At 76.0% G+C, this 26,017-nt stretch carries 20 protein-coding genes; 11 read left to right on the top strand and 9 right to left on the bottom strand.

Translation table 11 applies throughout. The features are described from left to right. Positions 1–35: 35 nt before the first annotated feature. The 4 genes from ABT238_RS13745 to ABT238_RS13730 form a co-directional block, all read right to left on the bottom strand. Complete coding sequence (locus ABT238_RS13745; RefSeq protein ID WP_350569823.1) at positions 36–1,373, bottom strand: PP2C family protein-serine/threonine phosphatase; 1,338 nt, start codon at positions 1,371–1,373, stop codon at positions 36–38. Between the two features lie 111 nt (positions 1,374–1,484). Continuing rightward, a complete protein-coding gene (locus tag ABT238_RS13740; RefSeq protein WP_350569822.1) occupies positions 1,485–1,907 on the bottom strand; it encodes a MarR family winged helix-turn-helix transcriptional regulator in 423 nt (140 codons plus the stop codon). Positions 1,908–1,955: 48 nt separating this feature from the next. Next, a complete protein-coding gene (locus tag ABT238_RS13735; RefSeq protein ID WP_350757439.1) occupies positions 1,956–3,155 on the bottom strand; it encodes a M48 family metalloprotease in 1,200 nt (399 codons plus the stop codon). A gap of 113 nt (positions 3,156–3,268) precedes the next feature. Continuing rightward, positions 3,269–4,066, bottom strand: a complete 798-nt coding sequence (locus ABT238_RS13730; RefSeq protein WP_350569819.1) for a universal stress protein — start codon at positions 4,064–4,066, stop codon at positions 3,269–3,271. A gap of 285 nt (positions 4,067–4,351) precedes the next feature. On the opposite strand from ABT238_RS13730, the gene ABT238_RS13725 reads away from it, so the two are divergent. Together ABT238_RS13725 and cyaB are read left to right on the top strand one after the other, a co-directional pair. Next, a complete protein-coding gene (locus ABT238_RS13725) occupies positions 4,352–5,632 on the top strand; it encodes a CapA family protein (RefSeq protein WP_350757436.1) in 1,281 nt (426 codons plus the stop codon). A gap of 53 nt (positions 5,633–5,685) precedes the next feature. Next, positions 5,686–6,264, top strand: coding sequence for a class IV adenylate cyclase (cyaB, locus tag ABT238_RS13720; protein ID WP_350757433.1), 579 nt, complete (start codon positions 5,686–5,688; stop codon positions 6,262–6,264). Between the two features lie 7 nt (positions 6,265–6,271). On the opposite strand, the gene ABT238_RS13715 is transcribed toward cyaB, so the two are convergent. The 3 genes from ABT238_RS13715 to ABT238_RS13705 form a co-directional block, all read right to left on the bottom strand. Continuing rightward, positions 6,272–6,973: a siderophore-interacting protein gene (locus tag ABT238_RS13715; protein WP_350757430.1), complete on the bottom strand. Its 702-nt coding sequence runs from the start codon at positions 6,971–6,973 to the stop codon at positions 6,272–6,274. Positions 6,974–7,058: 85 nt separating this feature from the next. After that, a complete protein-coding gene (locus ABT238_RS13710; protein WP_350569813.1) occupies positions 7,059–7,757 on the bottom strand; it encodes a TetR/AcrR family transcriptional regulator in 699 nt (232 codons plus the stop codon). 4 nt (positions 7,758–7,761) lie between these two features. Continuing rightward, positions 7,762–8,997, bottom strand: coding sequence for an MFS transporter (locus tag ABT238_RS13705; RefSeq protein WP_350757427.1), 1,236 nt, complete (start codon positions 8,995–8,997; stop codon positions 7,762–7,764). Between the two features lie 349 nt (positions 8,998–9,346). Between ABT238_RS13705 and ABT238_RS13700 the strand changes: the two genes are divergently transcribed. The 6 genes from ABT238_RS13700 (at position 9,347) to ABT238_RS13675 (ending at position 15,064) form a co-directional block, all read left to right on the top strand. After that, on the top strand, positions 9,347–10,156 hold the full coding sequence (locus ABT238_RS13700; RefSeq protein ID WP_350569811.1) for a 2,3-dihydro-2,3-dihydroxybenzoate dehydrogenase: 810 nt from the start codon (positions 9,347–9,349) through the stop codon (positions 10,154–10,156). 194 nt (positions 10,157–10,350) lie between these two features. Then, on the top strand, positions 10,351–11,553 hold the full coding sequence (gene dhbC / locus ABT238_RS13695; protein ID WP_350757544.1) for an isochorismate synthase DhbC: 1,203 nt from the start codon (positions 10,351–10,353) through the stop codon (positions 11,551–11,553). 68 nt (positions 11,554–11,621) lie between these two features. Beyond that, positions 11,622–13,319, top strand: coding sequence for a (2,3-dihydroxybenzoyl)adenylate synthase (locus ABT238_RS13690; protein ID WP_350569890.1), 1,698 nt, complete (start codon positions 11,622–11,624; stop codon positions 13,317–13,319). 88 nt (positions 13,320–13,407) lie between these two features. Then, the gene (locus tag ABT238_RS13685) at positions 13,408–14,049 is read left to right on the top strand and encodes an isochorismatase family protein (protein WP_350569808.1); all 642 of its coding nucleotides are present in this window, start codon (positions 13,408–13,410) and stop codon (positions 14,047–14,049) included. Positions 14,050–14,054: 5 nt separating this feature from the next. Further along, positions 14,055–14,279, top strand: coding sequence for a phosphopantetheine-binding protein (locus tag ABT238_RS13680; RefSeq protein ID WP_350569807.1), 225 nt, complete (start codon positions 14,055–14,057; stop codon positions 14,277–14,279). Further along, positions 14,279–15,064, top strand: coding sequence for an AMP-binding protein (locus ABT238_RS13675; RefSeq protein ID WP_350757424.1), 786 nt, complete (start codon positions 14,279–14,281; stop codon positions 15,062–15,064). Before ABT238_RS13680 ends, ABT238_RS13675 begins: the two co-directional genes overlap by 1 nt. Positions 15,065–15,213: 149 nt before the next feature. On the opposite strand, the gene ABT238_RS13670 is transcribed toward ABT238_RS13675, so the two are convergent. Next, the gene (locus tag ABT238_RS13670; protein WP_350569804.1) at positions 15,214–16,401 is read right to left on the bottom strand and encodes a M20 family metallopeptidase; all 1,188 of its coding nucleotides are present in this window, start codon (positions 16,399–16,401) and stop codon (positions 15,214–15,216) included. A 129-nt stretch (positions 16,402–16,530) separates the two neighbouring features. Between ABT238_RS13670 and ABT238_RS13665 the strand changes: the two genes are divergently transcribed. From ABT238_RS13665 to ABT238_RS13655, 3 genes are all read left to right on the top strand, one after another. Beyond that, complete coding sequence (locus ABT238_RS13665; protein WP_350757421.1) at positions 16,531–23,751, top strand: non-ribosomal peptide synthetase; 7,221 nt, start codon at positions 16,531–16,533, stop codon at positions 23,749–23,751. 110 nt (positions 23,752–23,861) lie between these two features. Further along, complete coding sequence (locus ABT238_RS13660) at positions 23,862–24,059, top strand: MbtH family protein (protein ID WP_350569801.1); 198 nt, start codon at positions 23,862–23,864, stop codon at positions 24,057–24,059. Next, complete coding sequence (locus tag ABT238_RS13655) at positions 24,056–25,549, top strand: DHA2 family efflux MFS transporter permease subunit (protein ID WP_350757418.1); 1,494 nt, start codon at positions 24,056–24,058, stop codon at positions 25,547–25,549. Before ABT238_RS13660 ends, ABT238_RS13655 begins: the two co-directional genes overlap by 4 nt. Positions 25,550–25,638: 89 nt before the next feature. Here ABT238_RS13655 and ABT238_RS13650 read toward each other — a convergent pair whose 3' ends face one another. Further along, a complete protein-coding gene (locus ABT238_RS13650; RefSeq protein WP_350569798.1) occupies positions 25,639–25,983 on the bottom strand; it encodes a hypothetical protein in 345 nt (114 codons plus the stop codon). Between the last annotated feature and the right edge of the window lie 34 nt (positions 25,984–26,017).

The raw sequence follows: 26,017 nt of genomic DNA, 5'->3' as shown, positions 1-26,017 counted from the left end.
CGGCCTCTGCCGGCCCCCGTCGGCCTCCGCCGGGCTCAGCCGAGGCGTTCCACCACGACCATGGCCGCGTCGTCGTCCAGCCGTCCGCCGACGTACGCGACCAGGTCGCGGCGCAGGTGCTGCAGCAGGGCGGCCGGGCGCTCGGCGGGGTGGGCGGCGGCCCGTTCGGCGACCCGCTCGGCCAGGGGGTAGAACCGCCGTCCGGCGTCACGGGCCTCGATCACGCCGTCGGTGTAGACCAGCAGCCGGTCGCCGGGCAGGAGCGGGAACTCCTCCACCGTGTACGGCCCCGGGGCCAGTTCGCCGAGGCCGAGCGGGGGCGCGGTGCGGCCGGGCTCCAGGGTGGAGACCACGTCCCCGTGCAGCAGCAGCGGCGGCGGGTGGCCGCAGTCGACCAGCCGGACCACCGCCTCGTCGTCCGGGATGTCCAGGACGAGGGCGGTGATGAACGACTCGCCGCTGTCGTCCGGGTCCGTGTCGCCCGCTTCGGCGGGGGCGGCGGCGCCGATGGCCGGCGTCCCGTCGAGCGGCGGCGGGCGCGGGCCCGGCCGCAGCCGGGACGGCAGTGGGAGGGGGAGCGGGAGCGGGAGGGGGAGCGGGAGGGGGAGCCGGGGCTGCTCCCGGGCCCGCTGCTCGGCCTGCTGTTGGGCGAGCTGGGCGAGGTCCCAGGCGATGCTGCCGTCGAGGTAGCCGACCAGGCCGGGCAGGTCGGCGTGCAGGTGCGCGGCGGCCCGGAACGCGCCCAGCAGCAGCGCGGCGTCCCCGAGCGAGGCCAGGCCCTTGCCGCGCACGTCGCCGATCAGCAGCCGGGTGCCGGCGGTGGTGCGGGCCGCCGCGTAGAGGTCGCCGCCGACCTGCGCCTCGGCCTCGGCGGCCAGGTAGACGGAGGCGAGGTGCAGCGGGCCGATCCGGTCGGGCAGCGGGCGCAGCAGCACGCGCTGCGCCGCCTCGGAGACCGAGCGGACCTGCGCGAGTTCGCGTTCGTGGCGGTCGCGCAGCGCGCGCAGGCCGACGATGAGGGCCGAGACGGCGAGCAGGGCGCCGAGCTGGGTCTCGTGGTTGGCCGTGGTGACGCCGTCGCGCAGGACGCCGATGACGGTCAGCGCGGCGATCGACAGCAGGGCGACGGCGGCGGTGGCGCGGGCGCCGGCGAGGGAGGCGGTGAGGGCGGGGGCGACGATCAGCAGCGGGCCCAGGTGGATGTCCGGCGGGGCGAGCACGTCGACCACCGTGATCAGCACGATCAGCGCGAGCGGTACCGCCGTCAGCGCCCGGCGGTCGGGCCGCCGGGAACGACGGCGGTCGGGGGAACGCCGGTCGTCGGGGTGCCCCGCGCGGGGGTGCCGCGGGCGGGGAGGCTGCCGAAGTGGCACCTCTCCTCTGTACACCGTCCGGGTGGCCCGCCGCACCCCGGGGCGGGCGGGCTTCGGCGGGGTGGGGCTTCGAGGCAGGTGGGGCTTCGGCGCGGCCGGGCGGTGCGGCGGTCAGCCCTCCGCGCCGTAGCGGGCCAGGTAGTCGGCGAACCGGGAGACGTCCTCGTCCGACCAGTCGGTGAACCGGGCGGTGAAGGAGAGCCGCCGCTGCTGGTTGGCCTCGCGCAGCAGGGTCAGCCCGGCGTCGGTGGCGAGCAGGATCTGCCCGCGCTGGTCCTCCGGGTCGGTCTCGCGGCGCAGCAGCCCGAGCTTCTCCAGGGCGGTGACCTGGCGGCTGACCGTGGACTTGTCGAGCATGAAGTACGCGGCGACATCGGCGGCCCGGCAGCCGCCGCGCTCGGTGATGAGGTCCAGGATGCTGTAGGTGACCAGCGAGAGGTCCGGGTGCAGCTGGGACGCCTTGTGGCGGGCGCGGCGGGCGAAGGCGGTCAGCTCGCGCTGGATGGTGTCGATCGACGTCTCGCGGTCGGACACGGCGACCCACCTCCTCGGGGCCTCGGGGTTTCGTGGACTATCGTTGCACTATACAACGACTTCGGGTGCAGTGGGACGGCGGGGCCGCCAGGCGCGGGCGGCGGCGATCCGGCGGGTGGCGCTCGGGTGGGTGGCGAACAGCAGCTCCAGCAGCCGCGGCGGGTCGACGTCGGACACGTTGGTCACCGCCAGCCTGCGCTGCATCGCGATGAACTGCTCGGTGTCCCCGGTCAGTTCGAGGGCGTGCCGGTCCGCGCGGGTCTCCACCCGGCGGCTCACCGCGCACTGCAGCGGGCCGGACAGCGCGCCCAGCAGCGCGGCGCCGGCCGCCAGCAGCGGCATCGACCGAGGATCGGCCGCGTCCGTCGCGCCCGCCGCCGACAGCAGGGCGTCCCAGCCCGAGAGCAGGCCCAGCAGCGCCACCACGACGGCCGCGCCCACCGCGCCCAGCACCGTGCCGGTCAGTACGTCCCGGTGCTTGACGTGCCCCAGCTCGTGCGCCACCACCAGCTCCACCTCGCGCGGAGCGGCCGTGGACAGCAGCGTGTCGTAGGCGACGATCCGCCGCGTCGCGCCCAGGCCCGACACGTACGCGTTGAGCGCCGTCGTGCGGCGCGAGGCGTCCGCGACCAGGACGTCCCGCACCCGGACGCCGTCCCGGTCGGCCAGCTCCAGCAGGGCCTCGCGCAGCGGGCCCGGCTCCATCGGCGTGAAGCGGTTGAAGACCGGCTCGACCAGCAGCGGGTAGAGGAAGGAGAGCGCGGCGGTCAGCAGCGCGGCCGCGCCCGCCGCCGGCAGCCACCAGTACTCCGGCGAGCGGTCGGTGAGCGCGTACAGGCCGAAGGCCACCGGCAGGGCGAGGACCAGCGTCAGCGCCAGCCCGCGCAGGGCGTCCAGCGCCCAGCCGGCCCAGCCCTGGGTGACCAGGCCGAACCGGGCCCGCACGGACCGGGCACCCGCCCCGAAGGGCAGTTGCGCCAGCTGCCCGAGCAGCACCAGCGCGGCGGCCCCGGCGAGCACCTCCGCCGTCCGCGAGCCGCCGAACCGGCCGCCGGCCGCCGACACCAGCCCGGCGCCGGCCGGCGTCAGGCCGAGGACCAGGGTCAGCGCCAGGCCGGTGAGCCGTCCGCCGAGCGCCCACGGGAGCTGGGCGCGGCGCAGCGCGCGGCCGCGGGCGCGCTGGGCGGGGGTGAAGTCGGGTGCGGGGGCCGGGTGGGGGCCCGGAGTTGGGCTGACAGAATCTGTCATCTGTTATCCGTCATCTGTTATCTGAAATCTGTCAGCTGTCAGCTGTCAGGCGTCGGCCGGGGCAGTCGATCGTGGAAGGTCGATCGTCATCCTGTCCTCCGGTCGTCAGGATGTCACTCCTCCGCCGGCCCCGTGGCCCCGTGGATGCCCGCGCGGAGCAGTTGGTGGCCGAGGTCGATCAGGGCCCGGCCGACCGCGAACTCGTCGCCCACCACCGGCGCCGGGGGGTCGTTCGGGTTGCGGCGGGCGAGGGCGTCGCTGTGCAGCACGGCGCCGTCGGCGTCGAGCACCGCGTGCACCCGGGTGGTGTCGCCGTCCTCGACCACGTGCAGGCTCAGCTGCCAGTCCTTGGTGCGGACGACCGGCTCCCCGCGGCCGGCCGCCGTGCCGCCGGTCGTCGTCGTTCCGGTCGCCCGGGCCGCCGTGCCCGCCGTACTCGCCGCGCGTGCTTCGGGTGTGAGCGTGCTGCCGTCCGCCCGGACGATCACCACCGGGCACGACCCGTGCACGGCGCAGCGCGCGCTCACCGACCCCAGCAGTGTCCGGGCGAAGGTCCCGCGCCCCCGGTGGCCGACCACCAGCAGGTCGGCGTCCCCGGACGCCTCCAGCAGCACCTCGGCCGCGTGCCCCAGTACCAGGCTCTCCTCGACCGGCACCGGCCGCTGCGCGCCGATCACCTCGTTCACCTCGGCCGTCAGCGTCCGGCGCGCCGACTGCTCGAAGCCGTCGTCCACCATCGGCGCGAACCACCCGTACAGCGACGGGTACTCCCACGCGGCCACCGCGTGCACCGTCGCCCCGGTCAGCACCGCCTGCCCGACCGCCCAGCGCAGCGCCGCCTTCGAGGGCGCCGAGCCGTCGATCCCGACCACGATCCGCCGTTCGGCGCCCTTGGTCCCGTTGCCCGTCATGGCCCACACCGCCCGCCTGCGTCGCCGCCCCGCGCGCTCGCGGAGACCTCCACCCTTCCCACGCTGCGCGCCGTCCGGGCGCCGCGCCAGGGACGGGACGGCCAGGAGGGGCCGCCGGGTAGGGACGGGCGGGCCGAAACGGGGCCGGCCGGAGCCGCCCCCGGCCGGCCCGCGGGCGGTCGAACGCCCGGCGACGGACCGGTGTTGTTCGCGGCCACGAGGCGAAGAGGCGGCGGGGGAGTGGCGTAGGCTGACCGCTTCCGGATCGACCTTGGGGGAACACACATGCGCCGTGCCCCGGCCGCCGTCGCACTGCTGCTCGGGCTGATACCCGTGGCCGCCTGCGGGCCGGACGACCCCGATCCGGCCGCCGTGAAGGCCTCCAGGTCCGCCGAGGCCGCCGCCGACGCGGCCGCCGCGAAGGCCTCGCCCGGCGACGGCTCCGCCACCCCCGGGGGCGAGGCGTCCGGCGACGGCGCGGCGCCGCGCCCCGACGGCAGCATCACCGTGGCGTTCGCCGGGGACGTCCACTTCGAGGGCCGCACCGAGGCCCGGCTCGCCGTGCAGCCGCCCGAGGCCGCGCTCGGCCCGATCGCCAAGACCCTCTCCGCCGCCGACCTGGCCGTGCTCAACCTGGAGACCGCGATCACCGGACGCGGCGCCCCCGAGCCGAAGACGTACACCTTCCGCACCTCGCCCAAGGCGCTCACCGCGCTCAAGGACTCCGGCGTCGACGTCGTCTCGCTCGCCAACAACCACGCCGTCGACTTCGGCGCCGACGGCCTGGCCGACACCCTGGCCGCGAAGGCCTCCTCGCCCGTCCCCGTCGTCGGCTTCGGCCGCAACTCCGAGGAGGCGTACGCCCCGTACGTCACCACCGTGCGCGGCGTGAAGGTCGCGCTGGTCGCGGCCAGCCAGGTCGAGGACCTCACCAACCAGAAGTGGCGGGCCGGCGCGAACAAGCCCGGCATCGCCTCGGCGCTGGACACCGCCGCCCTGCTCAAGGCGGTCGGGGAGGCGAAGCGGCAGGCGCCGGTGGTGCTCGTCTACCTGCACTGGGGCGACGAGGGCAAGGCCTGCCCGACCGGCGCGCAGACCGCCGTCGCCAAGAAGCTCGCCGCCGCGGGCGCGACCGCCGTGGTCGGCACCCACGCGCACACCATGCTCGGCGCGGGCATGCTCGGGGACACCTACATCGGGTACGGCTTCGGCAACTTCCTCTGGTACGGCACCTCCAACTACGCCAACTCCAACGAGACCGGGGTCACCACGCTGACCGTCAGCCCGGCCGGCAAGGTGCTCGGCGAGACGTTCGCCCCGGCGACCATCGACGACAAGGGCGTGCCGGTGCCGCAGTCCGGGGCCGCCGCCACGGCCGCCCTCAAGCGCCGCGACGGCCTGCGCGGCTGCACCGGCCTCGCCCCCGTCCCGGGCGCCGCCGCCGCTTCGGGCACTGCCTCCGCTCCGGGCACCGCGTCGGGGGCGGGCGCCGCGCGGACCCCGGCCGGCGCGTCCAAGGCCCCCGGTGCCCCCGAAGCCTCGGCCTCGGCCGCCGCTTCGCGCTGAGCGTGGCCCGTGGCACAGTGGGCGGTGCGCGGGCGGCGAGGAAGGGGCGCGCGGTGATCGAGGCGGAACTGAAGGCGCTCGTGCGCGAACCGGACGCCCTGTTGCGCCGTTTGGAGCGTGCGTACGGCCCGGGCCGCGCCGAGCTGTACCGGGACACCTACTACGACACGCCCGACCATCAACTTGCCCTCGACGACTGCGAGTTGCGGATCCGCGAGGTGACCGGTGCGGACGGCGGCCGTACCGTGCTGCTGACGTACAAGGACGCCCGGGTGGACGAGGCGTCCGGCTCCAAGCCGGAGTACGAGACGCGGGTGGCCGACGCCGAGGCCGCGCACGCGATCGTGCGCGGCCTCGGCCACCGGCCCGTCCTCGCCTTCGAGAAGCGCTGCCGGAACTACGGCTTCGTGCGCGAGGGCCGCCGGATGCTCGCCACCCTGGTGCGGGTGGCGGAGCTCGACGGGGCGTTCCTGGAGGTCGAGACGGCCGCGGCCGACGAGCGCGAGCTGCCCGCCGCACTCGCCGCCGTCCGCGCGGTGCTGGCCGGTCTCGGAGTGCCGGAAGGCGATCTGACCACCGAGCTGTACACCACCGCCGTCGCGGCAGCTCGCCTTCGCGACGGCCGGAGTTGACGGCCAGTCATGCCTTGTGGTCGGCCTCGCCCTGCTTCCAGTACCCCTTGCTGTGGACGCGCTCGCGCGGCAGCGCCCAGTCGGTGAGCAGATGGCGGCGGACGGTGGCCACGGCGTTCGCCTCGCCCGCCAGCCAGGCCGTGGTGCCGGTCGGCAGGTCGGTGGCGAGCAGAGTGTCGGCGAGCGTGCGGCCCTTCGGCAGCTCCGGGCGGCGGGGCAGCCAGTGCCCGGTCAGGCCGGCCCGCTCGGGCAGCGGCAGGGCGGCCCCGGTGGCGTCGCCGACCTCGACGAACAGGGAGACCGGGACGGCCGGCGGCAGGTCGTCGAGGATGGTGAGCGCGGCGGGCAGGGCGCTCTCGTCGGCGGCGAGCAGCACGTGGCCGGCGCCCTCGAAGGAGGGGCGGCGGCCGCGCGGTCCGGCCAGCCGGGCGGGATCGCCCACCCGGGCGACCTCGGCCCAGCGGGAGAGCGGGCCGTTGCCGTGCAGCACGACGTCGATGTCCACCTCGCGCTCGGCGGGCCGGTGGAAGCGGATGGTGTAGGCCCGGGAGTGGCCCTCGGGAAGGTCCAACTTCACCCACTGGGTGGGGTGTTCGATCGCGAGGGCGTCCAGGGTGGGGCCGGCGAAGGTGAGCCGGACGAGGGCGGGGGTGAGCGGGGTGACGGCGATGACCCGAACGTCGTGGGTCGGCCGGGGGCGACGGAACACGGTGACTCCTGGCGGGATGCGGTGGCGCCGGCGGAGGGCCCGGAGGACGGCACGGGCCGCGGGCGGCGCGGCGGGAAAGGGGGTGTCAGCGCGGCAGGTGCTGGTCGAGCAGCGCGTCGACGAACGCGGCGTCCAGCGGGCGGCGCAGCACCAGGGCGCGGTGGTAGAGCGGGGCGAGCAGGGCGTCCAGCAGCACGGCGGCCCGGTCGGTGCCGTCCTCGTCGGCGGGCAGCCCGAGGCAGGCACGGGTGTGCGCGACATCCCGGGCGCGCAGCTCGTCGAGGAATCCGCCGTGCAGCAACTCGGCGGTCCGGGCGTCCAGTTGGGCGTGACCGAGGAGGGCCTGGAGGACCTTTCCGGCCGGTTCGGCGCCGAGGAAGGCCGCGAACCGGTGGACGTAGGCGCGCAGGTCGGCCGGGTCGGCGGGGTTCTCCGCGGGCCAGGCCAGGGCGGTGGCGCCGTCCAGGACGAGGTTGTCGAAGAGGATGTCGACCTTGGACTTCCACCACCGGTAGATGGTCTGCTTGGCGACCCCGGCGGCGGCCGCGATGCCCTCGATGGTGAGGCCCTCGAAGCCCACCTCCACCAGGAGGTCGTCGGCGGCGTTCAGCACCGCCAGGCGCGCGGTCTCGCTGCGCCGGCCGCTGCCGCCGCCCGCCGCGGCAGCGGCGTTCGCCCGGCCGCCGACGGCACGGCTTCCGGTGGCGGGGCGGGGCTGGGCGGCGATGGTGTCCTGGTCCTTGTCCGGGGGCGGCTGATGGCCGGTGGCGACGGTCACGGCCATCCTCTCACGCCTCCTCGGGGCGGGAGGAGGCCGCCCGCCGCACCGCCGGTCGGCGGACCAGGCCGGCCGCGATCGCCAGCGCCAGGACGGCGACGGCGGCGCTGAAGGCGACCCCGCCGGTGCGCAGGTCGGTCGCCCGGATGAGCACGCCGACGCCGATCACCGGCAGCGAGAGCATGGTGAACAGCACCGCGAAGAACGCCGAGACCGTCTCGCCGCGCTGCCGCGGCGCCACCCCGCCGTTGATGGTGCCGAGCCCGGTGCCGATCGCCGTGCCGGTGGCGAGGCCGTTGACGCAGGCGCCGAGCAGCAGCGGCGGCAGCGTCCCGCCGAGCAGCGCGGCGATCACCAGGGCGGCGGCCAGCACCAGCCCGGCGCAGGCCAGCGGCAGCGCGCGGGCCTGCGGCAGGACGCGCACGAGGAGCTGGCCGACGGCGATGGAGAGGAACGCCAGTGCGACGACCAGCCCGGTGAGGGCGTGGTGGCGCAGGCCGAGCACGGTGGCCAGGAAGAGGCCGCTGACCGCCGTCAGCACGCCGGTGACGGCGAATCCGGCGCCGCCGGCGAGCGCGGCGCGCAGGAAGGCGGGGCGGATCGCGGGCGGGACGTGCGGCGGCTGGAGGCGCAGCCGGAACCGGGAGGCGGCGCGGACCTCGGCGGGCACCGTCTCGGGGACGGCGAGCAGGCCGAGCAGGGCGGCGCCGGTGAGCACGAGCGTCACCGTCCAGGGCAGCCGCAGCGGCGAGCCGGCCCACTCGGCGAGGATGCCGGCGAACAGGGTGCCGCCGGCCAGACCGCCCATGTTGGCGCCGAGGGCCACGGTCTGGGCGCGCAGCCGGTGCTCCGGCGCGGCGAGGTCGAGCAGTGCGGCGGTGGCGGCGCCGGTGACCAGGGCGGCGCCGAAGCCGGACAGCACGCGGGCGGCGAGCAGCCAGGGCAGCGAGTCGGCGGCCTCGAACAGCCCGGCGGCGGCCGCGGCGAGCAGCAGGGCGGTGAGCAGGACGGGCCGGCGGCCGACCTGGTCGGAGAGCCGGCCGAGGGCGAGCAGTCCGGCGACGACGCCGAGCGCGTAGACGGCGAAGATCACCGTGACGGTGAACGTCGAGAAGCCGAAGGCGTGCTGGTAGAGCGGGTAGAGCGGGGTCGGGACGGTCGTGCCGGCCATGGTGACCCAGAAGGCGAGGGCGACGGCGGCCGGGGCGAGCCGGCCGGAGGGGCGCCGGGGCGGGGCTGTGGACATGGGTGTTCCTCGGGTGGAGGCGGGTGGGAGGCGGGCGCCGCGGCAGGGTGCGCGGCCGCGCGGCGGTCGGCGCGGCGCGAGGTGCGCGGTAGGTGTGCCGCAGGTGCGAAACTGGACGCAACGTTGCGTCTCGACTTGACCGTAACATTGGACGCAACGTTGCGTCCACCTTCGGAGGGCGCGGGGGTCGGTGCCCCCGATCCGTCGCTCGGCGCACCCCCGGCTGTTGCCGCGCCCGCAGTTGACGACCCCGCAGGGAGCTCGTCCGCCCCCCGCGACCCCTCGGCGGGTCCGAACAATTGTGTTAGGTTAGCCTTGCCTAATGTCGCTGGTCGGAGGGGATTTTCCTGTGCAGCAGTCCGAACTCGCCGGCGCCGTCGCGATCGTCACCGGTGCCGGACAGGGCATCGGCGCGGCCGTGACGCGCGCGCTCGTCGCCGCCGGCGCGGTCGTCGCGGCGGTCGACCGCAACCCCGGTCCGCTCACCGTGCTCGCGGACGAGGTGGCGGGCGAAGCGGGAGGCCCGGCCGCTAGCGGCCCCGTCCACCCCTACCTGCTGGACGTCTCCGACGCGGCCGCCGTGGAGTCCACCGTCGCCCTGATCGAGGATCAACTCGGCCCGGTCGGGATCCTGGTGAACGTCGCCGGCATCCTGCGCGCCGCCCCCGTGGTCGAACTGACCGACCAGGACTGGGCCGACACCTTCGCCGTCAACACCACCGGGGTCTTCCACGCCTCCCGCGCGGTCGGGCGGCGGATGGCCGAGCGCGGCGGCGGCGCCATCGTCACCGTCGGCTCCAACGCCGCGGGCGTGCCGCGCACCGGCATGGCCGCCTACGCGGCCTCCAAGGCGGCGGCCACCATGTTCACCCGCTGTCTCGGCCTGGAACTCGGCCGCTCCGGGGTGCGCTGCAACATCGTCTCGCCCGGCTCCACCGACACCGAGATGCAACGCGCGCTCTGGCACGACGACGCGGCCGCCGCCGAGCAGCGCGTCATCGACGGCGACCCCGCCAGCTACCGGGTCGGCATCCCGCTCGGCCGGATCGCCCAACCCGCCGACATCGCCGAGGCGGTGGCCTTCCTGGTCTCCGACCGGGCCCGCCACATCACCATGCACGACCTCTACGTCGACGGCGGCGCCACCCTGCGGGCCTGACACCGCGGCAGTCCGGGCGGCCGGACGCCCGCGCGGGCCGCGACCCGGGACGAGCAGCGCCCGGACCACGCCGCCCCACCGGGACCGCCGCCCGCCACCGGGACCGCGCCCCCACCGGGGCGCCCACCCCCGAACCACACCACCCGCCGGCCGCCGCGACGCGCGACGCCGGCGACCACTCGCAGACTGGGAGAATCCAGGTGACCACGGTGCACCACGCCCCCGCCGGGACGGACCACACCGTCATCGGCGCGGCCAGCGGGCTGCTGGGCCAGTATCGGGCCGCGCCCGACGAGGCGTTCTTCGCCTCCCCGACCCGCACGCTGCTCGCCGAGGGCGTGCACACCCGGGTCCCCCAGGACGGGCGCCCGCTGGCCGAACGGGTCGCCGACACCCTCGCCCTGGCCCGCCGCGACGGCGTCGAACACCCGCTGGTGGTGGGCGCGGTGGCGTTCGACCACGACAGCCGGGCCGAACTCGCCGTCCCCGCCCGGCTGCGCGTCTGCGGCGCGCTGCGCGACGACCCGCTGATCGCGCTGCCCGCCCCCGCCGCCGACCGGATCGACTGGGACGTCCGCCCGGTGCCCGCCCCCGAGGCGTACGGCGCCGGCGTCGCCGAGGCCGTCCAGCGGCTCCGGGGCGGCGAGTTGAGCAAGGTCGTGCTCGCCCGCACCCTGGAGCTGCGCGCCGACCGCCCGCTCGACCTGCCCGCCATCCTCCAGCGCCTCGCCCGCCGCGACCCCGGCGGCTACACCTTCGGCGTCCCGGCCGGTGGCGGCCGCACCCTCGTCGGCGCCAGCCCCGAACTCCTGCTCTCCCGCCGCGGCACCGCCGTCGTCGCCAACCCGCTGGCCGGCTCGGTACCGCGCAGTGCCGACCTCGGCGAGGACGTCCGGCGCGCCGCCGCACTGCTGGAGTCCCCCAAGGACCTGCACGAGCACGCCTTCGTGGTGGACGCCATCCGCACCGCGCTCGCCCCGTACTGCCGCACCCTGGACGTGCCGGAGCGGCCCACCCTGGTGCGCACCGCCGCCATGTGGCACCTGGCCACCACCATCACCGCCGAACTGGCCGACCCGGCGGTCTCCGCCCTGGAGCTGGCCGTCGCGCTGCACCCGACCCCGGCGGTCTGCGGCAGCCCGACCCCGCTCGCCCGCGAGGCGATCCGCGAGATCGAGCCCTTCGACCGGGGCCTGTACGCGGGCATGGTCGGCTGGGGCGACGCGGACGGCGACGGCGAGTGGGTGGTCACCCTGCGCTGCGCCGAGGCCGACGAGCGGACCCTGCGGGTGTTCGCCGGCGCGGGCGTGGTCGCCGAGTCCCGGCCGGAGGCCGAACTCGCCGAGACCAGCGCCAAGTTCCGAACCTTCCTGGACGCCGCGGGAGTGCCGCGGTGAGCAAGCCGACCACCCCGGGGGACTCCATGACCGAACCGCACGATCTCCGACCGCTCGACGCCGGTCCGATGGAGCGGGTGCTCGCCGGATTCACGCCGTACCCGGCGGAGTTCGCCGAGCGCTACCGGGCCGCCGGCCACTGGCGCGGCGAGACCTTCGGCTCGATGCTGCGTGAGCGCGCCGCCGCCCACCCCGACCGGATCGCGATCGTCGACCCGGCCGGCGGCACCGGTGAGGACCCGGCCCGCCGCTGGACGTACGCCGAACTCGACCGGCGGGCCGACCGGATGGCCGCCGGGCTGCGCGCCCTGGGCATCGTCCGGGGCGACCGGGTGGTGGTCCAGCTCCCCAACACCGCCGAGTTCTTCGAGGTCGTCTTCGGGCTGTTCCGGATCGGCGCGCTGCCGGTCTTCGCGCTGCCCGCGCACCGCTACACCGAGATCTCCTACTTCTGCGCCTTCACCGGTGCCGTCGGCTATGTGATCCCCGCCGTCGAGGGCGGCTTCGACTACCGCGAACTCGCCGACCGGGTACGGGCGGAGACGCCGTCGCTGCGGCACGTCCTGGTCGTCGGCGCGGACGCCGGCGGGCACACCGCGCTGGCCGACGTCCCGGTGGAGCCGGCCGTCGCCGGGGGAGCGTCCGGCGCCGAGGTCCCGGAGCCGCAGCCCGGGGACGTCGCCTTCCTCCAGCTGTCCGGCGGCAGCACCGGGGTGCCCAAGCTCATCCCGCGCACCCACGACGACTACATCTATTCGCTGCGCGGCTCGGTCGAGCTCTGCGGCCAGGACGAGCGCAGCGTCTACCTCGTGGTGCTGCCCGCCGCGCACAACTTCCCGCTCAGCTCGCCGGGTTCGCTCGGCACCCTGTACGCGGGCGGCCGGGTGGTGCTCTGTCCGCAGCCCAGCCCCGAGACGGCGTTCCCGCTGATCGAGCGCGAGGGGGTGACCATCACCGGCCTGGTGCCGCCGCTGGCGCTGCTCTGGCTGGAGGCCGCCGAGCGCCGCCGGGAGGCGGGCGGGCCGACCGGGCTGGAGAGCCTGGAGGTGCTGCTGGTCGGCGGCGCCAAGTTCAGCGAGGAGGCGGCCCGCCGGGTGCGCCCGGTGCTGGGCTGCACCCTCCAGCAGGTGTTCGGGATGGCCGAGGGCCTGGTGAACTACACCCGGCTGGACGACCCGGAGGAGGTCGTCGTCACCACCCAGGGCCGGCCGATCTCCCCGGACGACGAGGTGCGGGTGGTCGACGACCAGGACGACGACCTGCCCGACGGTGCCACCGGCCACCTGCTCACCCGCGGCCCGTACACCATCCGCGGCTACTGGAACGCGCCCGGGCACAACGCCGCCTCCTTCACCGCGGACGGCTTCTACCGCACCGGCGACCTGGTCCGGCGCACCGCCACCGGCCACCTGGTGGTCGAGGGTCGGGCCAAGGACCAGATCAACCGGGGCGGCGAGAAGGTCGCCGCCGAGGAGATCGAGAACCACCTGCTGGCCCACCCGGCGGTGCACGACGCGGCCGTGGTCTCGATGCCCGACCCCTACCTCGGCGAGCGCACCTGCGCCTACGTCGTGCTGCGCGAGGAGCACCGCGCGCGGCCGCCGAAGTCCGTCGAGCTGAAGCGCTTCGTGCGCGGGCGCGGGCTGGCCGACTTCAAGGTGCCGGACCGCGTCGAGTTCGTCGACGCCTTCCCCTCCACCGGCATCGGCAAGGTCAGCAAGAAGGACCTGCGCGCCGCCATCGCCGCCACCCTCACCACCCCCTGAGCCTCCCCTTCCGAACTCCCGTACTCCCCGAACTCCCCGAACCCGCCGACCGTTTCGGCGTCTCCGACACAGCTAAGGACGCACCGCCGTGGGCCTGCCCCGCATCCCCTCCTATCCGATGCCCGCCGCCGCCGAGCTGCCGGCCAACCGGGTCGACTGGACGGTCGACCCGTCCCGGGCCGTGCTGCTGGTGCACGACCTGCAGAACCACTTCCTGAACGCCTTCGACACGGCGGCCGAGCCGGTCACCGAGCTGTTCGCCAACATCAACCGGCTGCGTGCCTGGGCCGCCGAGCACGGCGTGCCGGTCGTCTACTCGGCGCAGCCGGGCGGCCAGACCCCCGAACAGCGCGGCCTGCAGCAGGACTTCTGGGGCCCGGGCATCCCGGACGACCCGCGTGCGGCGGCCATCGCCGACGCGGTCGCCCCGGCCGAGGGCGACCGCCTGCTCACCAAGTGGAAGTACAGCGCCTTCGTCCGCACCGACCTGGACGAGCTGCTGCGCGAGCAGGGCCGCGACGAACTGGTGATCACCGGCGTGTACGCGCACATCGGCGTGCAGGCGACCGCCTGCGACGCCTGGATGCGCGACGTGCGGGCCTTCGTGGTGGCCGACGCGGTCGCCGACTTCGGCGCGGAGGAGCACCGCGCCGCGCTCACCTGGGTGGCCGGACGCTGCGGCGTGGTCACCGCCACCGACGCCGTTCTGGCCGTACTGGAAGGGAAGTGACGGGCATGGCCTTCACCGTGGAGCGGATCCGGGCCGAGGTCGCCGACCTGCTCGGCGAGGACCCGGCGGACATCCCGCTGGACGAGAACCTGGCCGACTGGGGCCTGGACTCGGTGCGGCTGATGGCGCTGGCCGAGCGCTGGCGCGCGGAGGGTGCCGACGTGGCCTTTCTGCAGCTGGCCGAGCGCCCGGCCGTCGAGGCCTGGGCCGAGCTGCTCGGCGCGTCCTGATGGAGCCCGGCACGGGGGCGGACCGGACCGCGCGGACGCGGCGGTGGCCGGCCACCACGGCGATCGGCCCGTTCGAGGCGCAGGCCGCCCGGATGCCGGACGCCCCGGCGCTGCTGCCGGTCGGCGCGGCACCGGTGCGCTACGGCGAGCTGAACGCCGCGGCCAACCGGATGGCGCGCTGCCTGGCGGACCGCGGCGCCCGCCCCGGGACGGTCGTCGGCCTCGCACTCACCCGCCCGGCCGACCTCGTGCCGGCGCTGCTGGCGGTCGCCAAGTCGGGGGCGGCGTACCTGCCACTGGACCCGGACGACGCGCCGGGGCGGCTGGCGTGGCTGCTGGCGGACGCGGCGCCGGTGTGCGTGCTGGGGGAGGGGGTGCCGGCCGCGGAACGGCCGGCCGCCGCCGAACTGGCCGGCCGGGCGGCCACCGACCCGCCGCGGGCGCTCACCCCGCAGCACCCGCTCTGCCGGGCCTACGGGCCGGGCGGGCGGCCGGCGGGGGTGTGGACGACGCACGCCGAGGTGGACCGCCGGGTGCGCGAGCTGCAGGCCGCGTACGGGTTGGGACCGGGCGACCGGGTGCTCCAACTGGGGCTCCCGCTGTGGGAGTTCCTCTGGCCGCTGCGGACCGGGGCGGCGCTGGTGCTGGCCGATCCGGACCGCCCGGGCGAAGTGGGGGAGCTGGTCCGCGAGGCCGGGGTGACGGCCCTGCGGGCCGCGCCGTCGGTCCTCGGCGAACGGCTGTCCGAGCCGGGGCCGGTGCACCTGGTGCCGGAGCGCGGCTGACGGCCGACGGCTGACAACTGACAGATTTCAGATGACAGATAACAGATGACAGATTCTGAAATCTGTCGTCTGTTATCTGTCAGTTGTCGGCCCGCAGGACCGCAGGACCGCAGGCCCGCAGGTCCGCACGTTCGCGGACCCCGCCCCCGCTACCCGCGGGCCGCCGCGAAGTCCGCCGCCGTCCACGCCATGGCGAGGGCGCCCTCCACGACGGCCCGGTCCGCCTCCGGCGAGACGGCGGCCTCGGCGAACGCCGCCTCGTGCGGTCCGCAGGCGCCGCCGGTGATGTCCAGCACCGGGTGGATGGCCGGAACCGCGTGCGAGACGTTGCCCATGTCGGTGCAGGCGAACGGCCCGCTCTCGACCGGCTCCGGGCGCCCCACCGCCGCCGCGTTGGCCCGCCACAGCGCGAGCAGCCCGGCGTCGCTGCGGAAGTCCAGGTAGTCCGGCTCGGGCCGGGTCAGCTCGACCTCGCACCCGGTGGCCAGCGCACCCGCCCGGAAGCAGTCCTCGACCCGGGCGCGCAGCTCCGCGAGGTCCTCGGCCGCCGAGGCACGGATCTCGTACTCGGCGGTCGCGCTGTCGGGGATCAGGTTGGGCGCCGTCCCGGCCGCCGTGGTGATGCCGTGCACCCGCCAGTGCGGCGGCAGTTGCTGGCGCAGCAGTCCGAGCGCGACCTGGGCGACGGTGAGCGCGTCGGCGGCGTTGCGTCCCTCGTGCGGGTTGAGGCTCGGGTGGGCGGCGCGGCCGGTGTAGCGCACCGAGAGGGTGCCGAGCGCGAAGGAGTGGAAGTCGGCCACCTCCACCGGGCACGGATGGACCATCATCGCCGCGTCCACACCGTCGAAGGCGCCCGCGTCCAGCAGCAGCGCCTTGCCGGCCCCGCGCTCCTCGGCGGGTGCGCCGATCACCCGCACGGTGAGCCCGAGCCGCTCGGCGTGGGGGGCGAGGCCGAGCGCGGCGCCGAGGCCGGCGGCGGCGATGAGGTTGTGGCCGCAGGCGTGGCCGAGCCCGGGCAGCGCGTCGTACTCGCAGACCACGGCGACGGTGACCGGTCCGGAGCCGAGGCGCGCGTCAAAGGCGGTCGGCAGGCCGTACGCGCCCGGCGTGACGGCGTAGCCGTGGGCGCGCAGCAGTTCGGCGCACCACTCGGCGGCCCGGTGTTCCTCGAACGCGGTCTCCGGGTGGGCGTGGATGCGGCGGCTGAGCGCGAGCAGTTCGTCGCGGTGGGCGAGCACGCGCTCGCGCACCGCCTCCCTCACGCGGGGGTCGGCCGAGGCCGGTCCGCTCGCCGCCGGCGTGCTCACGGTCGGCTCGCTCGCGTTCAGGGGGGACATCGGTGCCTCCGGGGGCGTCAGGGCCCGCCTCTCGGCGGGCTGTTGACCAGACAATATGCAGATAGCTTAGGCTAACCTAAGTAGGTAGCAGGCGTTCCGTTGCGCCGGACCCGAGGAGCTCTCAGAACCATGCGTCGCCACCAGGCCGCGTCCGACCCCGTCGCCGTCCCCGCCGCAGCCGACGTGCCGCTGCTCGCCACCCAGGCGGCGATCTGGTACGCCCAGGCGCTCGACCCCGACAGCCCGGTCTACAACACCGGTGACGCCGTCGAGATCACCGGCCCGCTCGACGCCGCGCTCTTCGAGACCGCCCTGCGCCGGGCCGTCGACGAGGCCGACGCGCTCGGCGCCGTCGTCGTCACCGACGGCGGCCGCGACGACGCCCCGCACCAGCGCCTCACCCCCGGCCGCCCCTGGCCCCTGCACCACCTCGACCTGCGCGCCGACGCCGACCCCGAGGCCACCGCCGAGGCCTGGATGCGCGCCGACCTCGCCCGCCCCGTCGACCTCACCGAGGGCCCGCTGTTCACCCAGGCCCTCATCCGCCTCGCCGACGGGCGCCACTGGTGGTACCAGCGCGTCCACCACCTCGCCGTCGACGCCTACGCGCTCACCCTCCTCACCGGCCGGGTCGCCGAGCTCTACACCGCGCTCACCGCCGGCACCCGCCCCACCGACCGCGGCTTCGCCACCCCCGCCGAGGTCGCCGCCGAGGAGGCCGCCTACCGGGCGAGCCGGGACCACGCCGCCGACCGCGAGTTCTGGCGCACCCGGCTGGCCGGCACCGACGCCCCCGCCACCCTCCCCGGCGGCACCCCCGCCGGCCCCGCCGGACTGCCGCGCCTCGCCGCCGAACTGCCCGCCGGCACCCTGCCCCGCCTGGAGGCCGCCGCCAAGGCCGCCCGCGCCACCTGGGCCGAACTCGTCATCGCCGCCACCGCCGGCTATCTGCACCGCCTCGCCGGCACCGAGGACGTCGTGCTCGGCCTGCCGCTCGCCAACCGCCGCGGCCCCGCCGCCCTGCGCACCCCGATCGCCACCGCCAACGTCCTGCCGCTGCGCCTCGCCGTGCACCCCCGCGACACCGCCGCCGACCTGCTGCGCCGCGTCGTCCTGGAGGTCCGCGAGGTCCGCCGCCACCAGCGCTACCCGCTGGAGGACCTGCGCCGCGACCTCGCCCAGACCGGCACCCGCCGCGCCCTGTTCGGACCGATGGTCAACATCAAGGCCTTCGAGGGCGACCTCGACCTCGCCGGCCTGCCCGCCACTGTCCGCAACCTCGCCGCCGGCCCCGTCGACGACCTCGCCCTCGCCGTCTCGCCCGGCCCCGACGGCGCCCTGCGGATCGGCCTGGAGGCCCACCCCGACCACTACGGCGCCGACGCGCTCGCCGCCCACCGCGACGGCCTGCTGCGCTACCTCGACGGCCTCGCCGCCCTGCTGCTCGACGACCCGCGGACCCCGATCGCCCGGATCGACCTGCTGGACGAGGACGCCCTGCGCCGCGCCACCTCCGGCCGTACCGAGCCCCCCGCCACCCGTACCGTGCCCGAACTGCTCGCCGAGCAGGCCGCCCGCACCCCGGACGCGGTCGCCCTGCGCAGCGGCGCCACCGCCCTCACCTTCGCCGAACTCGACGCCGCCGCCACCCGCCTGGCGCACCGCCTCGCCGCCCTCGGCGTCCGCGCCGGCACCCCGGTCGCCCTCGCCATGCCGCGCGGCGCCGACACGCTGGTCGCCATGTTCGCCGTGCTCAGGGCCGGCGGCGCCTGCCTCTCCCTCGACCTCGCCCACCCGCGGCAGCGGATCGCCGACATCCTCGACGACACCCGCCCGGTCTGCGCCGTCGGCACCACCGAGGCTCTCGCCGGCCTCCCGGGCGCCGCCGACCGCCCCGCCGTCGCCCTCGACGACCCCGCCGTCCGCGCCGGACTCGCCGCGGAATCCGAGCGGTCGACGCTGCCCGCGCCCGACCCGGCGCACACCGCCTACCTGCTGCACACCTCCGGCTCCACCGGCCGCCCCAAGGGCGTCGTGGTCACCCACGCCTCGCTGGCCAACCTGCACGCCGGCCACGGCGAGGACCACATCGCCCCCGCCGTCGCCCGCACCGGCCGCGAGCGGCTGCGCGTCGCCCACAGCGCCTCCTTCGCCTTCGACGCCTCCTGGGACCCGGTGCTGTGGATGCTCCACGGCCACGAACTCCACCTGCTCGACGACGACACCTACCGCGACCCGGCCGCCCTCGCCGCCCACGTCCACCGCGAGCGCATCGACTACCTCGACGTCACCCCCTCCTACCTCGACGTCCTGCTCGCCGAGGACCTGCTGGCCGAGGACCGCCACCGCCCCGCCGTGATCGCGGTCGGCGGCGAGGCCACCCCCGACCCGCTCTGGCGCCGCCTCACCGCCGTCGACGGCCTCGCCCCCGTCAACCTCTACGGCCCCACCGAGACCACCGTCGACGCCTACTCCTGGACCCCCGGCCCGGACGGCGCCCCCGTCGGGCGCGTCGTGCGCGGCTCGCGCGCCTACGTCCTCGACGGCTCGCTGCGCCCCGCCCCCGACGGCGCCACCGGCGAACTGTACGTGGCCGGCGCCTGCCTGGCCCGCGGCTACCTCGGCCGCCCCGACCTCACCGCCGAACGCTTCCTCGCCGACCCCTACGGCCCGCCCGGCAGCCGGATGTACCGCACCGGCGACCTCGCCCGCCGCCGCGCCGACGGCACCCTGGAGTTCCTCGGCCGCGCCGACGACCAGGTGAAGATCCGCGGCTTCCGGATCGAGCCCGGCGAGATCGCCTCCGTCCTCGGCGAACTGCCCGGCGTCGACCGGGCCGCGGTCATCGCCCGCCCCGGCCCGAACGGCAAGCGCCTGCTCGGCTACGCCGTTCCCGCCGCCGGCGCCGTCCTCGACCCGGCCGCGCTGCGCTCCGCGCTCGCCGCCCGGCTGCCCGAGCACATGGTGCCCGCCGCCGTCCTCGTCCTCGACGACCTGCCGCGCACCGGCAACGACAAGCTCGACCACCGCGCCCTGCCCGAGCCCGAGGCCGCCGGGCAGGAGAGCGGTGCCGCGCCCGCCACCCCGCAGGAGGAGATCATCGGCGGACTGTTCGCCGACCTCCTGGAGCGGAGCGAACTCCCCTCCCGCGACGCCGACTTCTTCGATCTCGGCGGCCACTCCCTGCTGGCCGGCCGGCTCGCCGCCCGGCTGCGCGAGAGCCTCGGCGCCGCCGTCGGCTTCGCCGACGTCTTCCGCAACCCCACCCCGGCCGCCCTCGCCGCCCTGCTGCGCGAGCGCACCGCCCCCGAACCGCGCCCCGCCCTGGTCCCGGTCGCGCGCACCGAACGCCTCCCGCTCTCCCCGGCCCAGCGCGGCCTCTGGTTCCACTACCGGCTCGAAGGCCCCAGCCCGACCTACAACATCCCGCTCGCCCTCACCCTCACCGGCCCGCTCGACCGCGCCGCCCTCGCGCTCGCCGTCACCGACCTCGCGGCCCGGCACGAGACCCTGCGCACCGTCTACGGCGAATCCGCCGACGGCGAGCCGTACCAGCGGATCCTGCCGCCCGCCCCGGTCGAACTGCACACCGGCACCGGCCCGCTCGCCGAGGCCGTCCGGTACGCCTTCGACCTCGGCGCCGAACCCCCGCTGCGGGCCACCCTGTTCGACAACCCGGACGGCACCCGCACCCTGCTCCTGCTGCTCCACCACATCGCCGGCGACGGCGCCTCCACCACCCCGCTTGCCCGCGACCTCGCCACCGCCTACACCGCCCGCCTGGCCGGACGCGCCCCCGAACTCGCGCCGCTCGACGTGCAGTTCGCCGACCACGTGGCCTGGCAGGCGCGGCTGCTCGGCACCGCCGACGCCCCCAGCCCGCTGGCCGTCCGCCAACTCGACCACTGGCGCAAGACCCTGGCCGGCCTGCCCGACCAGCTCGACCTGCCCACCGACCGCCCCCGGCCCGCCGTCGCCGCCCACCGCGGCGCCACCGTGCCGTTCCGCCTGGACGCCGACGCCCACGCCGCCCTGGCCGCGCTCGCCCGCACCACCGGCGCCAGCGTGTTCACCGCCGTCCAGGCCGGCCTCGCCGCCCTGCTCACCCGGCACGGCTGCGGCACCGACATCCCGATCGGCACACCCGTCGCCGGCCGCGACTCCGACGAGACCGCCGCCCTGGTCGGCTACTTCGTCAACTCCGTGGTCCTGCGCACCGACACGTCCGGCGAGCCGACCTTCCGCGAACTGCTCGGCCGCGCCCGCACCGCCGTGCTCGGCGCCCACGACCACGCCGACCTGCCCTTCGACCGCCTGGTCGAGGAGCTCAACCCGCCCCGCTCGCTCGCCCGGCACCCGCTGTTCCAGGTCATGCTCGCCTGGCAGTCCGTCCCCGACCGCGCGTTCGCGCTCGGCGGCGGCCTCACCGCCGCCGTCGCCGCCATGCCCTCCGGCACCGCCAAGTTCGACCTCACCCTCAACGCGGGCGAACTGCGCGAGGGCGGCATCGCGGGTTTCCTGGAGTACCGCACCGACCTCTTCGACGAGGCCACCGTCCAGGCCCTCGCCGAGCGGCTGACCCGGCTGCTCACCGCCGCCGCCACCGCGCCCGACACCGCCATCGGCCGCCTCCCGCTGATCAGCGCGGAGGAGCGGCACCGCGCCCTCGTCGAGTGGAACGGCGCCCCCGTCGCCTCGGCGCCCGGGGCGACCCTGCCCGAACTCTTCGAGGCCGCCGCCCTCGCCCACCCGGAAGCCGTCGCCGCCGGCTACGACGGCCACACCCTCACCTACCGCGAACTCGGCGCCCGCGCCGACCGGGTGGCCCGCCTGCTGGCCGCCCGCGGCATCGGCCCCGGCACCATCGTCGCGCTCGCCCTGCCGCGCTCCCTCGACCTGGTCGTCGGCCTGCTCGCGGTCGCCAAGTCCGGCGCCGCCTACCTGCCGCTCGACCCCGAGTACCCGGCCGACCGGCTCGCCTACATGCTCGCCGACGCCGCACCCGCCGCGCTGATCACCGACCGCGCCACCGCGCCCCGGATGCCCGAGCACCAGGTGCCGCAACTCCTCGTCGACGGCGGCGAGTCGGACGGCTACCCGGCCGTCCCGCTGGCCCAGCACGAGCGCACCCGGCCGCTGCGCGCCGAGGACACCGCCTACGTCATCTACACCTCCGGCTCCACCGGACGGCCCAAGGGCGTGCCGGTCACCCACCACAACGTGGTCCGGCTGTTCTCCGCCACCGACCACTGGTTCGGCTTCGGCGCCGACGACGTCTGGACCCTCTTCCACTCCTACGCCTTCGACTTCTCGGTCTGGGAGCTGTGGGGCGCCCTGCTGCACGGCGGGCGGCTGGTCGTCGTCCCGCACCTGGTCAGCCGCGACCCGGCGGCCTTCCTCGACCTGCTCGCCCGCGAGCGGGTGACCGTCCTCAACCAGACGCCGTCCGCCTTCTACCAGCTCAGCGCCGCCGACCGGGAACGCCCCGGCAGCGAACTCGCCCTGCGCTACGTGGTGTTCGGCGGCGAGGCACTCGAACTCGGCCGCCTCGACGACTGGTACGAGCGGCACGCCGACGACGCGCCCACCCTGGTCAACATGTACGGCATCACCGAGACCACCGTGCACGTCTCCTACATCGCCCTCGACCGGGCGAGCGCCGCCGCCGGCACCGGCAGCACCATCGGCGTCAACATCCCGGACCTGCGGGTCTACGTCCTCGACCGGTACCTGCAGCCCGTCCCGCCCGGCGTCACCGGCGAGATGTACGTGGCCGGCGCCGGCCTCGCCCGCGGTTACCTCGGCCGCCCCGCGCTCAGCTCCGAGCGCTTCGTCGCCGATCCGCACGCCGTACTGTTCGGCGAGCGCGGCACCCGGATGTACCGCTCCGGCGACCTCGCCCGCCGCCGGGCCGACGGCGTTCTGGAGTACTTCGGCCGCGCCGACCAGCAGGTGAAGATCCGCGGCTTCCGGATCGAACTCGGCGAGATCGAGGCCGTGCTGGCCGCCCACCCCGCCGTCGCCGACGCCGCCGTGATCGTCCGCGAGGACGTGCCCGGCGACAAGCGCCTGGTCGGCTACGCCGTCCTCGCCCCCGGCGCCGAGCGGGTGACCGCCGAGGAACTGCGCACCCGCACCGCCGCCGACCTGCCCGTCCACATGGTCCCGTCCGCCGTCGTCCTGCTGGAGCGCCTCCCGCTCACCGCCAACGGCAAGCTCGACCGGCGCGTCCTGCCCGCCCCCGACGCGCCCGCGGCCGGCGCCGGGCGGCCCCCGCGCAACCCCCGCGAGCAGCAGCTCTGCGAGCTGTTCGCCGAGGTCCTGGGCGTGCCGGCGGTCGGCGTCGACGACGACTTCTTCGCCCTCGGCGGCCACTCCCTGCTGGTCGTCCGGCTCGCCGGACGGATCCGCGCCGTGCTCGGCCTGGAGGTCGGCATCGGCACGCTGTTCCAGGCGCCCACCGTCGCCGCACTGGACACCGCGCTCGCCGCCGACACCCCCGGCGCCGACGCGCTGGATGTCCTGCTGCCGCTGCGGCCCACCGCCCCCGGGCGGCGCGCCCCGCTGTTCGCCGTCCACCCGGCCGGCGGGCTCAGCTGGTGCTACACCGGCCTGATCCGCAACCTGCCCGCCGATGTGCCGATCTACGGCCTCCAGGCGCAGGGCGTCGGCGCCGCCACCTCCGGTGAGCCGCTGCCCGCGACCATGGAGGAGCTGGCCGCCCACTACGTCGACCGGCTGCGCGAGGTCCAGCCCGAGGGGCCGTACCGGCTGCTCGGCTGGTCCACCGGCGGCATCATCGCCCACGCCATGGCCGCCCGGCTGCAGGAACTCGGCTGCGCCGTTGAGCTGTTGGCCGTGCTCGACGCCTACCCGGCCGAGGGATTCCGCGACCTGCCCGTGCCGGACCAGGCCGAGGCGCTGGAGGCGCTGCTCACCATGGGCGGCTACGGCCCGGCGGACCTCGACGGCCGGCCGCTCGAACTCGCCCACGTCACCGAGCTGCTGCGCCGCGAGGGCAGCCCGCTGGCCGGACTGGACGACGCCACCGTCGAGGCGCTGAACCGGATCTACCTGCACATCAACCACCTGGTGCGCGGCTACGACCACCGCCGCTTCGAGGGCGACGTGCTGTTCTTCCGCGCCGTCGTCGACACCATCGACGACACCCTGGTGCCCGAGCTGTGGACGCCGTACGTGGCCGGGCGGATCGACAACACCGAGGTCGCCTGCTCGCACAAGGACATGACCCTGCCCGAGCCGATCGCGCACATCGCGTCCGTCGTCGCGGAGCGGCTCGCCGCACTCGACTCCCGTGCCGACAGCGGACAGCCGAGCGCTGACCGCTGACAAATGACAACTGACAGATATCAGATAACAGATAACAGATTCTGAAATCTGTCAGCCGTCACCCGCCGCCCGCCACCCCACACGACCAGACCGTCTGGAGAACCCACCCCATGAGTGACGCCCCCGCCAGCCCCTTCGACGGCGACGGCGAGTTCCTCGCGCTCGTCAACGACGAGGGCCAGCACTCGCTCTGGCCGGCCTTCGCCGCCGTCCCGGACGGCTGGACCGTCGCCCACGGGCCGTGCGAGCGCTCCGCCGCCCTCGACTGGATCACCGCCCACTGGACCGACCTCGACCCGGCCCGATGAGCCAGGCGGACACCCAGCCCGGCCCCGGCCCCACCTCCGGCCCCGGCCCCACCCCCACCCCCGGCAGCGCCACCTCCGCCCCCGGCGAGGCCGCCGCCCCGGCACGCCCGCTGTTCGCCGGGCGCCTCGCCGTCGTGCTCGTCTACACGGCCGCGATGTGCATGAACGGCCTGGACTCGACGATCGTCAACCCGGCGCTGTTCACCATCGCCGGGGACTTCGGCCGCCCGGTCTCCGCCGCCAACGCCGTGGAGACCGCCTTCCTGGTCGGCCTCGCCGTCGGCCTCCCGGCGGCCGGCTGGCTCGGCGACCGGTTCGGCGTGCGCCGGGTCTTCCTCGGCTCGCTCGCCGTGTTCACCCTGGCCAGCGCGCTCTGCGCGGCCGCGCCCGGCCTCGGCGCGCTCACCGCCGCCCGCGCGGTCCAGGGCGTGGCGGGCGGCCTGCTCACCCCGGTCGGCATGACCCTGCTGTTCCGGGCCTTCGAACCGCACGAGCGGGCAGGCCTCGGCAAGGTGCTGATCGTGCCGACCGCGCTGATGCCCGCGCTCGGCCCGCCGCTCGGCGGCTTCCTCACCGAGCACCTCTCCTGGCACTGGCTGTTCCTGGTCAACGTGCCGATCGGGGTAGCGGCCGTGCTCACCGGCCTGTTCGCGCTGCGCGACCAGGAGGAGCCGCCGGCCGGCCGCTTCGACACCACCGGCTTCCTGCTCGCCACCCCCGGCCTCGGCCTGCTCACCTACGCGCTCGGCTTCGGCCCCGCGCACGGCTGGACCTCCCCGGCGGTGGCGGCCTCCGGAGTGCTCGGCGTGCTGCTGCTCGCGCTCGCCGTCCGCCACCAACTGCGCGCCGAGGAGCCGCTGGTGGACCTCCGGCTGCTCGCCGACCGGTCCTTCGGCGCGGCCAGCTGGCTGGCCCTGCTGACCGCCGCCGGACTGATGGGCGCGCTGTTCGCCTTCCCGCTGCTCCACCAGGCGGCGTTCGGCGGCTCGGCGCTGGACGCGGGCCTGAGCGTCTTCCCGGAGGCGATCGGCCTGATGGCCGCCTCCCAGGTGGTCGACCGGCTGCTGCCGAAGCTCGGCCCGCGCCTGCTGGCGCTGCCGGCCCTGCTGCTGGCGGCCCTGGTACTGGCCGCGCTGGCCGTGCCCGGCGTGGGCGAGAACGCCTGGGCCGTGCGGGCGCTGATGTTCGGCGTGGGCCTGATCCTGGGCACCGCCGTGCTGACCGTGCAGATCGCCGGGTTCGCGGACGTGCCGCCCCCCGCGATGGGCCGCGCGATGGGCCTGTTCACCATCGTGCGCACGCTCGGCGGCGCGTTCGGCATCGCCGGCGCGGCGGCCCTCATCGGCGTCCTCTCGGAGGACGGCGCGCACGGCACCGAGCCGGGGCCCTACCGGGCCGCCCTGCTGGCCACGGCCGTCGCCGTCGCCCTCGGCGCCCTGGTCGCGGCCCGCCTCCCCAAGGAGCCCCCGGGCCCGCCGCCGATGGACTGACTCAGCCGGACTGCCGGGCTGCCGGACAGCCGACGGCCCGCCACCCTGCCGGGGGCGGGCCGTCGCGCTGCGCTCCTTCGAAGCCGACCTCATGTGCCTCGCGGCAGTTCGATCTTCTCCCGCTTGTTCGCGCCGATCACCTCGATGCCCCTGGTGCCCGTGATCCCGTCCAGCGGCAGCGCCTCGGTGTACGGGGCGGTGACGGGCAGCAGGAAGCCGGAGGGCAGCGTGCCGGTCACCTCGATGCCCCAGTACTCGGGCTGTCTGACGTAGACCAGCGGGATGAGGCGGACCGTCATGCTCTCGTAGGGCTTCTCCCCGCTGACGACGAGGATGAAGGTGCCCGGAACGATTCCCGGGACGACCTTCGCTTCCTCGAAGTCGATCAGGCGCACGGACTCCGGTGCCGGCCGCTGAGTGAAGTCGTCCGTCATGGTGACTCCTTTCGTCGCAGAGTGTCATGATGTG

It is taken from the genome of Kitasatospora sp. NPDC001527 (assembly GCF_040298605.1).
Classification (GTDB): domain Bacteria; phylum Actinomycetota; class Actinomycetes; order Streptomycetales; family Streptomycetaceae; genus Kitasatospora.
Note: the sequence above shows the minus strand (reverse complement) of the source record. Positions and strands in the feature narration are given on the sequence as shown.

What these genes read in the sequence shown, in the direction of transcription:
- ABT238_RS13690 (WP_350569890.1), top strand. Translation starts at nt 11,622, where the DNA reads ATGGAGCGGGTGCTCGCCGGATTCACGCCGTACCCGGCGGAGTTCGCC.
- ABT238_RS13665 (WP_350757421.1), top strand. Translation starts at nt 16,531, where the DNA reads ATGCGTCGCCACCAGGCCGCGTCCGACCCCGTCGCCGTCCCCGCCGCA.
- ABT238_RS13675 (WP_350757424.1), top strand. Translation starts at nt 14,279, where the DNA reads ATGGAGCCCGGCACGGGGGCGGACCGGACCGCGCGGACGCGGCGGTGG.
- ABT238_RS13650 (WP_350569798.1), bottom strand. Translation starts at nt 25,983, where the DNA reads ATGACGGACGACTTCACTCAGCGGCCGGCACCGGAGTCCGTGCGCCTG.
- ABT238_RS13680 (WP_350569807.1), top strand. Translation starts at nt 14,055, where the DNA reads ATGGCCTTCACCGTGGAGCGGATCCGGGCCGAGGTCGCCGACCTGCTC.
- ABT238_RS13705 (WP_350757427.1), bottom strand. Translation starts at nt 8,997, where the DNA reads ATGTCCACAGCCCCGCCCCGGCGCCCCTCCGGCCGGCTCGCCCCGGCC.
- ABT238_RS13735 (WP_350757439.1), bottom strand. Translation starts at nt 3,155, where the DNA reads ATGACAGATTCTGTCAGCCCAACTCCGGGCCCCCACCCGGCCCCCGCA.
- ABT238_RS13670 (WP_350569804.1), bottom strand. Translation starts at nt 16,401, where the DNA reads ATGTCCCCCCTGAACGCGAGCGAGCCGACCGTGAGCACGCCGGCGGCG.
- ABT238_RS13655 (WP_350757418.1), top strand. Translation starts at nt 24,056, where the DNA reads ATGAGCCAGGCGGACACCCAGCCCGGCCCCGGCCCCACCTCCGGCCCC.
- ABT238_RS13725 (WP_350757436.1), top strand. Translation starts at nt 4,352, where the DNA reads ATGCGCCGTGCCCCGGCCGCCGTCGCACTGCTGCTCGGGCTGATACCC.
- ABT238_RS13660 (WP_350569801.1), top strand. Translation starts at nt 23,862, where the DNA reads ATGAGTGACGCCCCCGCCAGCCCCTTCGACGGCGACGGCGAGTTCCTC.
- ABT238_RS13730 (WP_350569819.1), bottom strand. Translation starts at nt 4,066, where the DNA reads ATGACGGGCAACGGGACCAAGGGCGCCGAACGGCGGATCGTGGTCGGG.
- ABT238_RS13710 (WP_350569813.1), bottom strand. Translation starts at nt 7,757, where the DNA reads ATGGCCGTGACCGTCGCCACCGGCCATCAGCCGCCCCCGGACAAGGAC.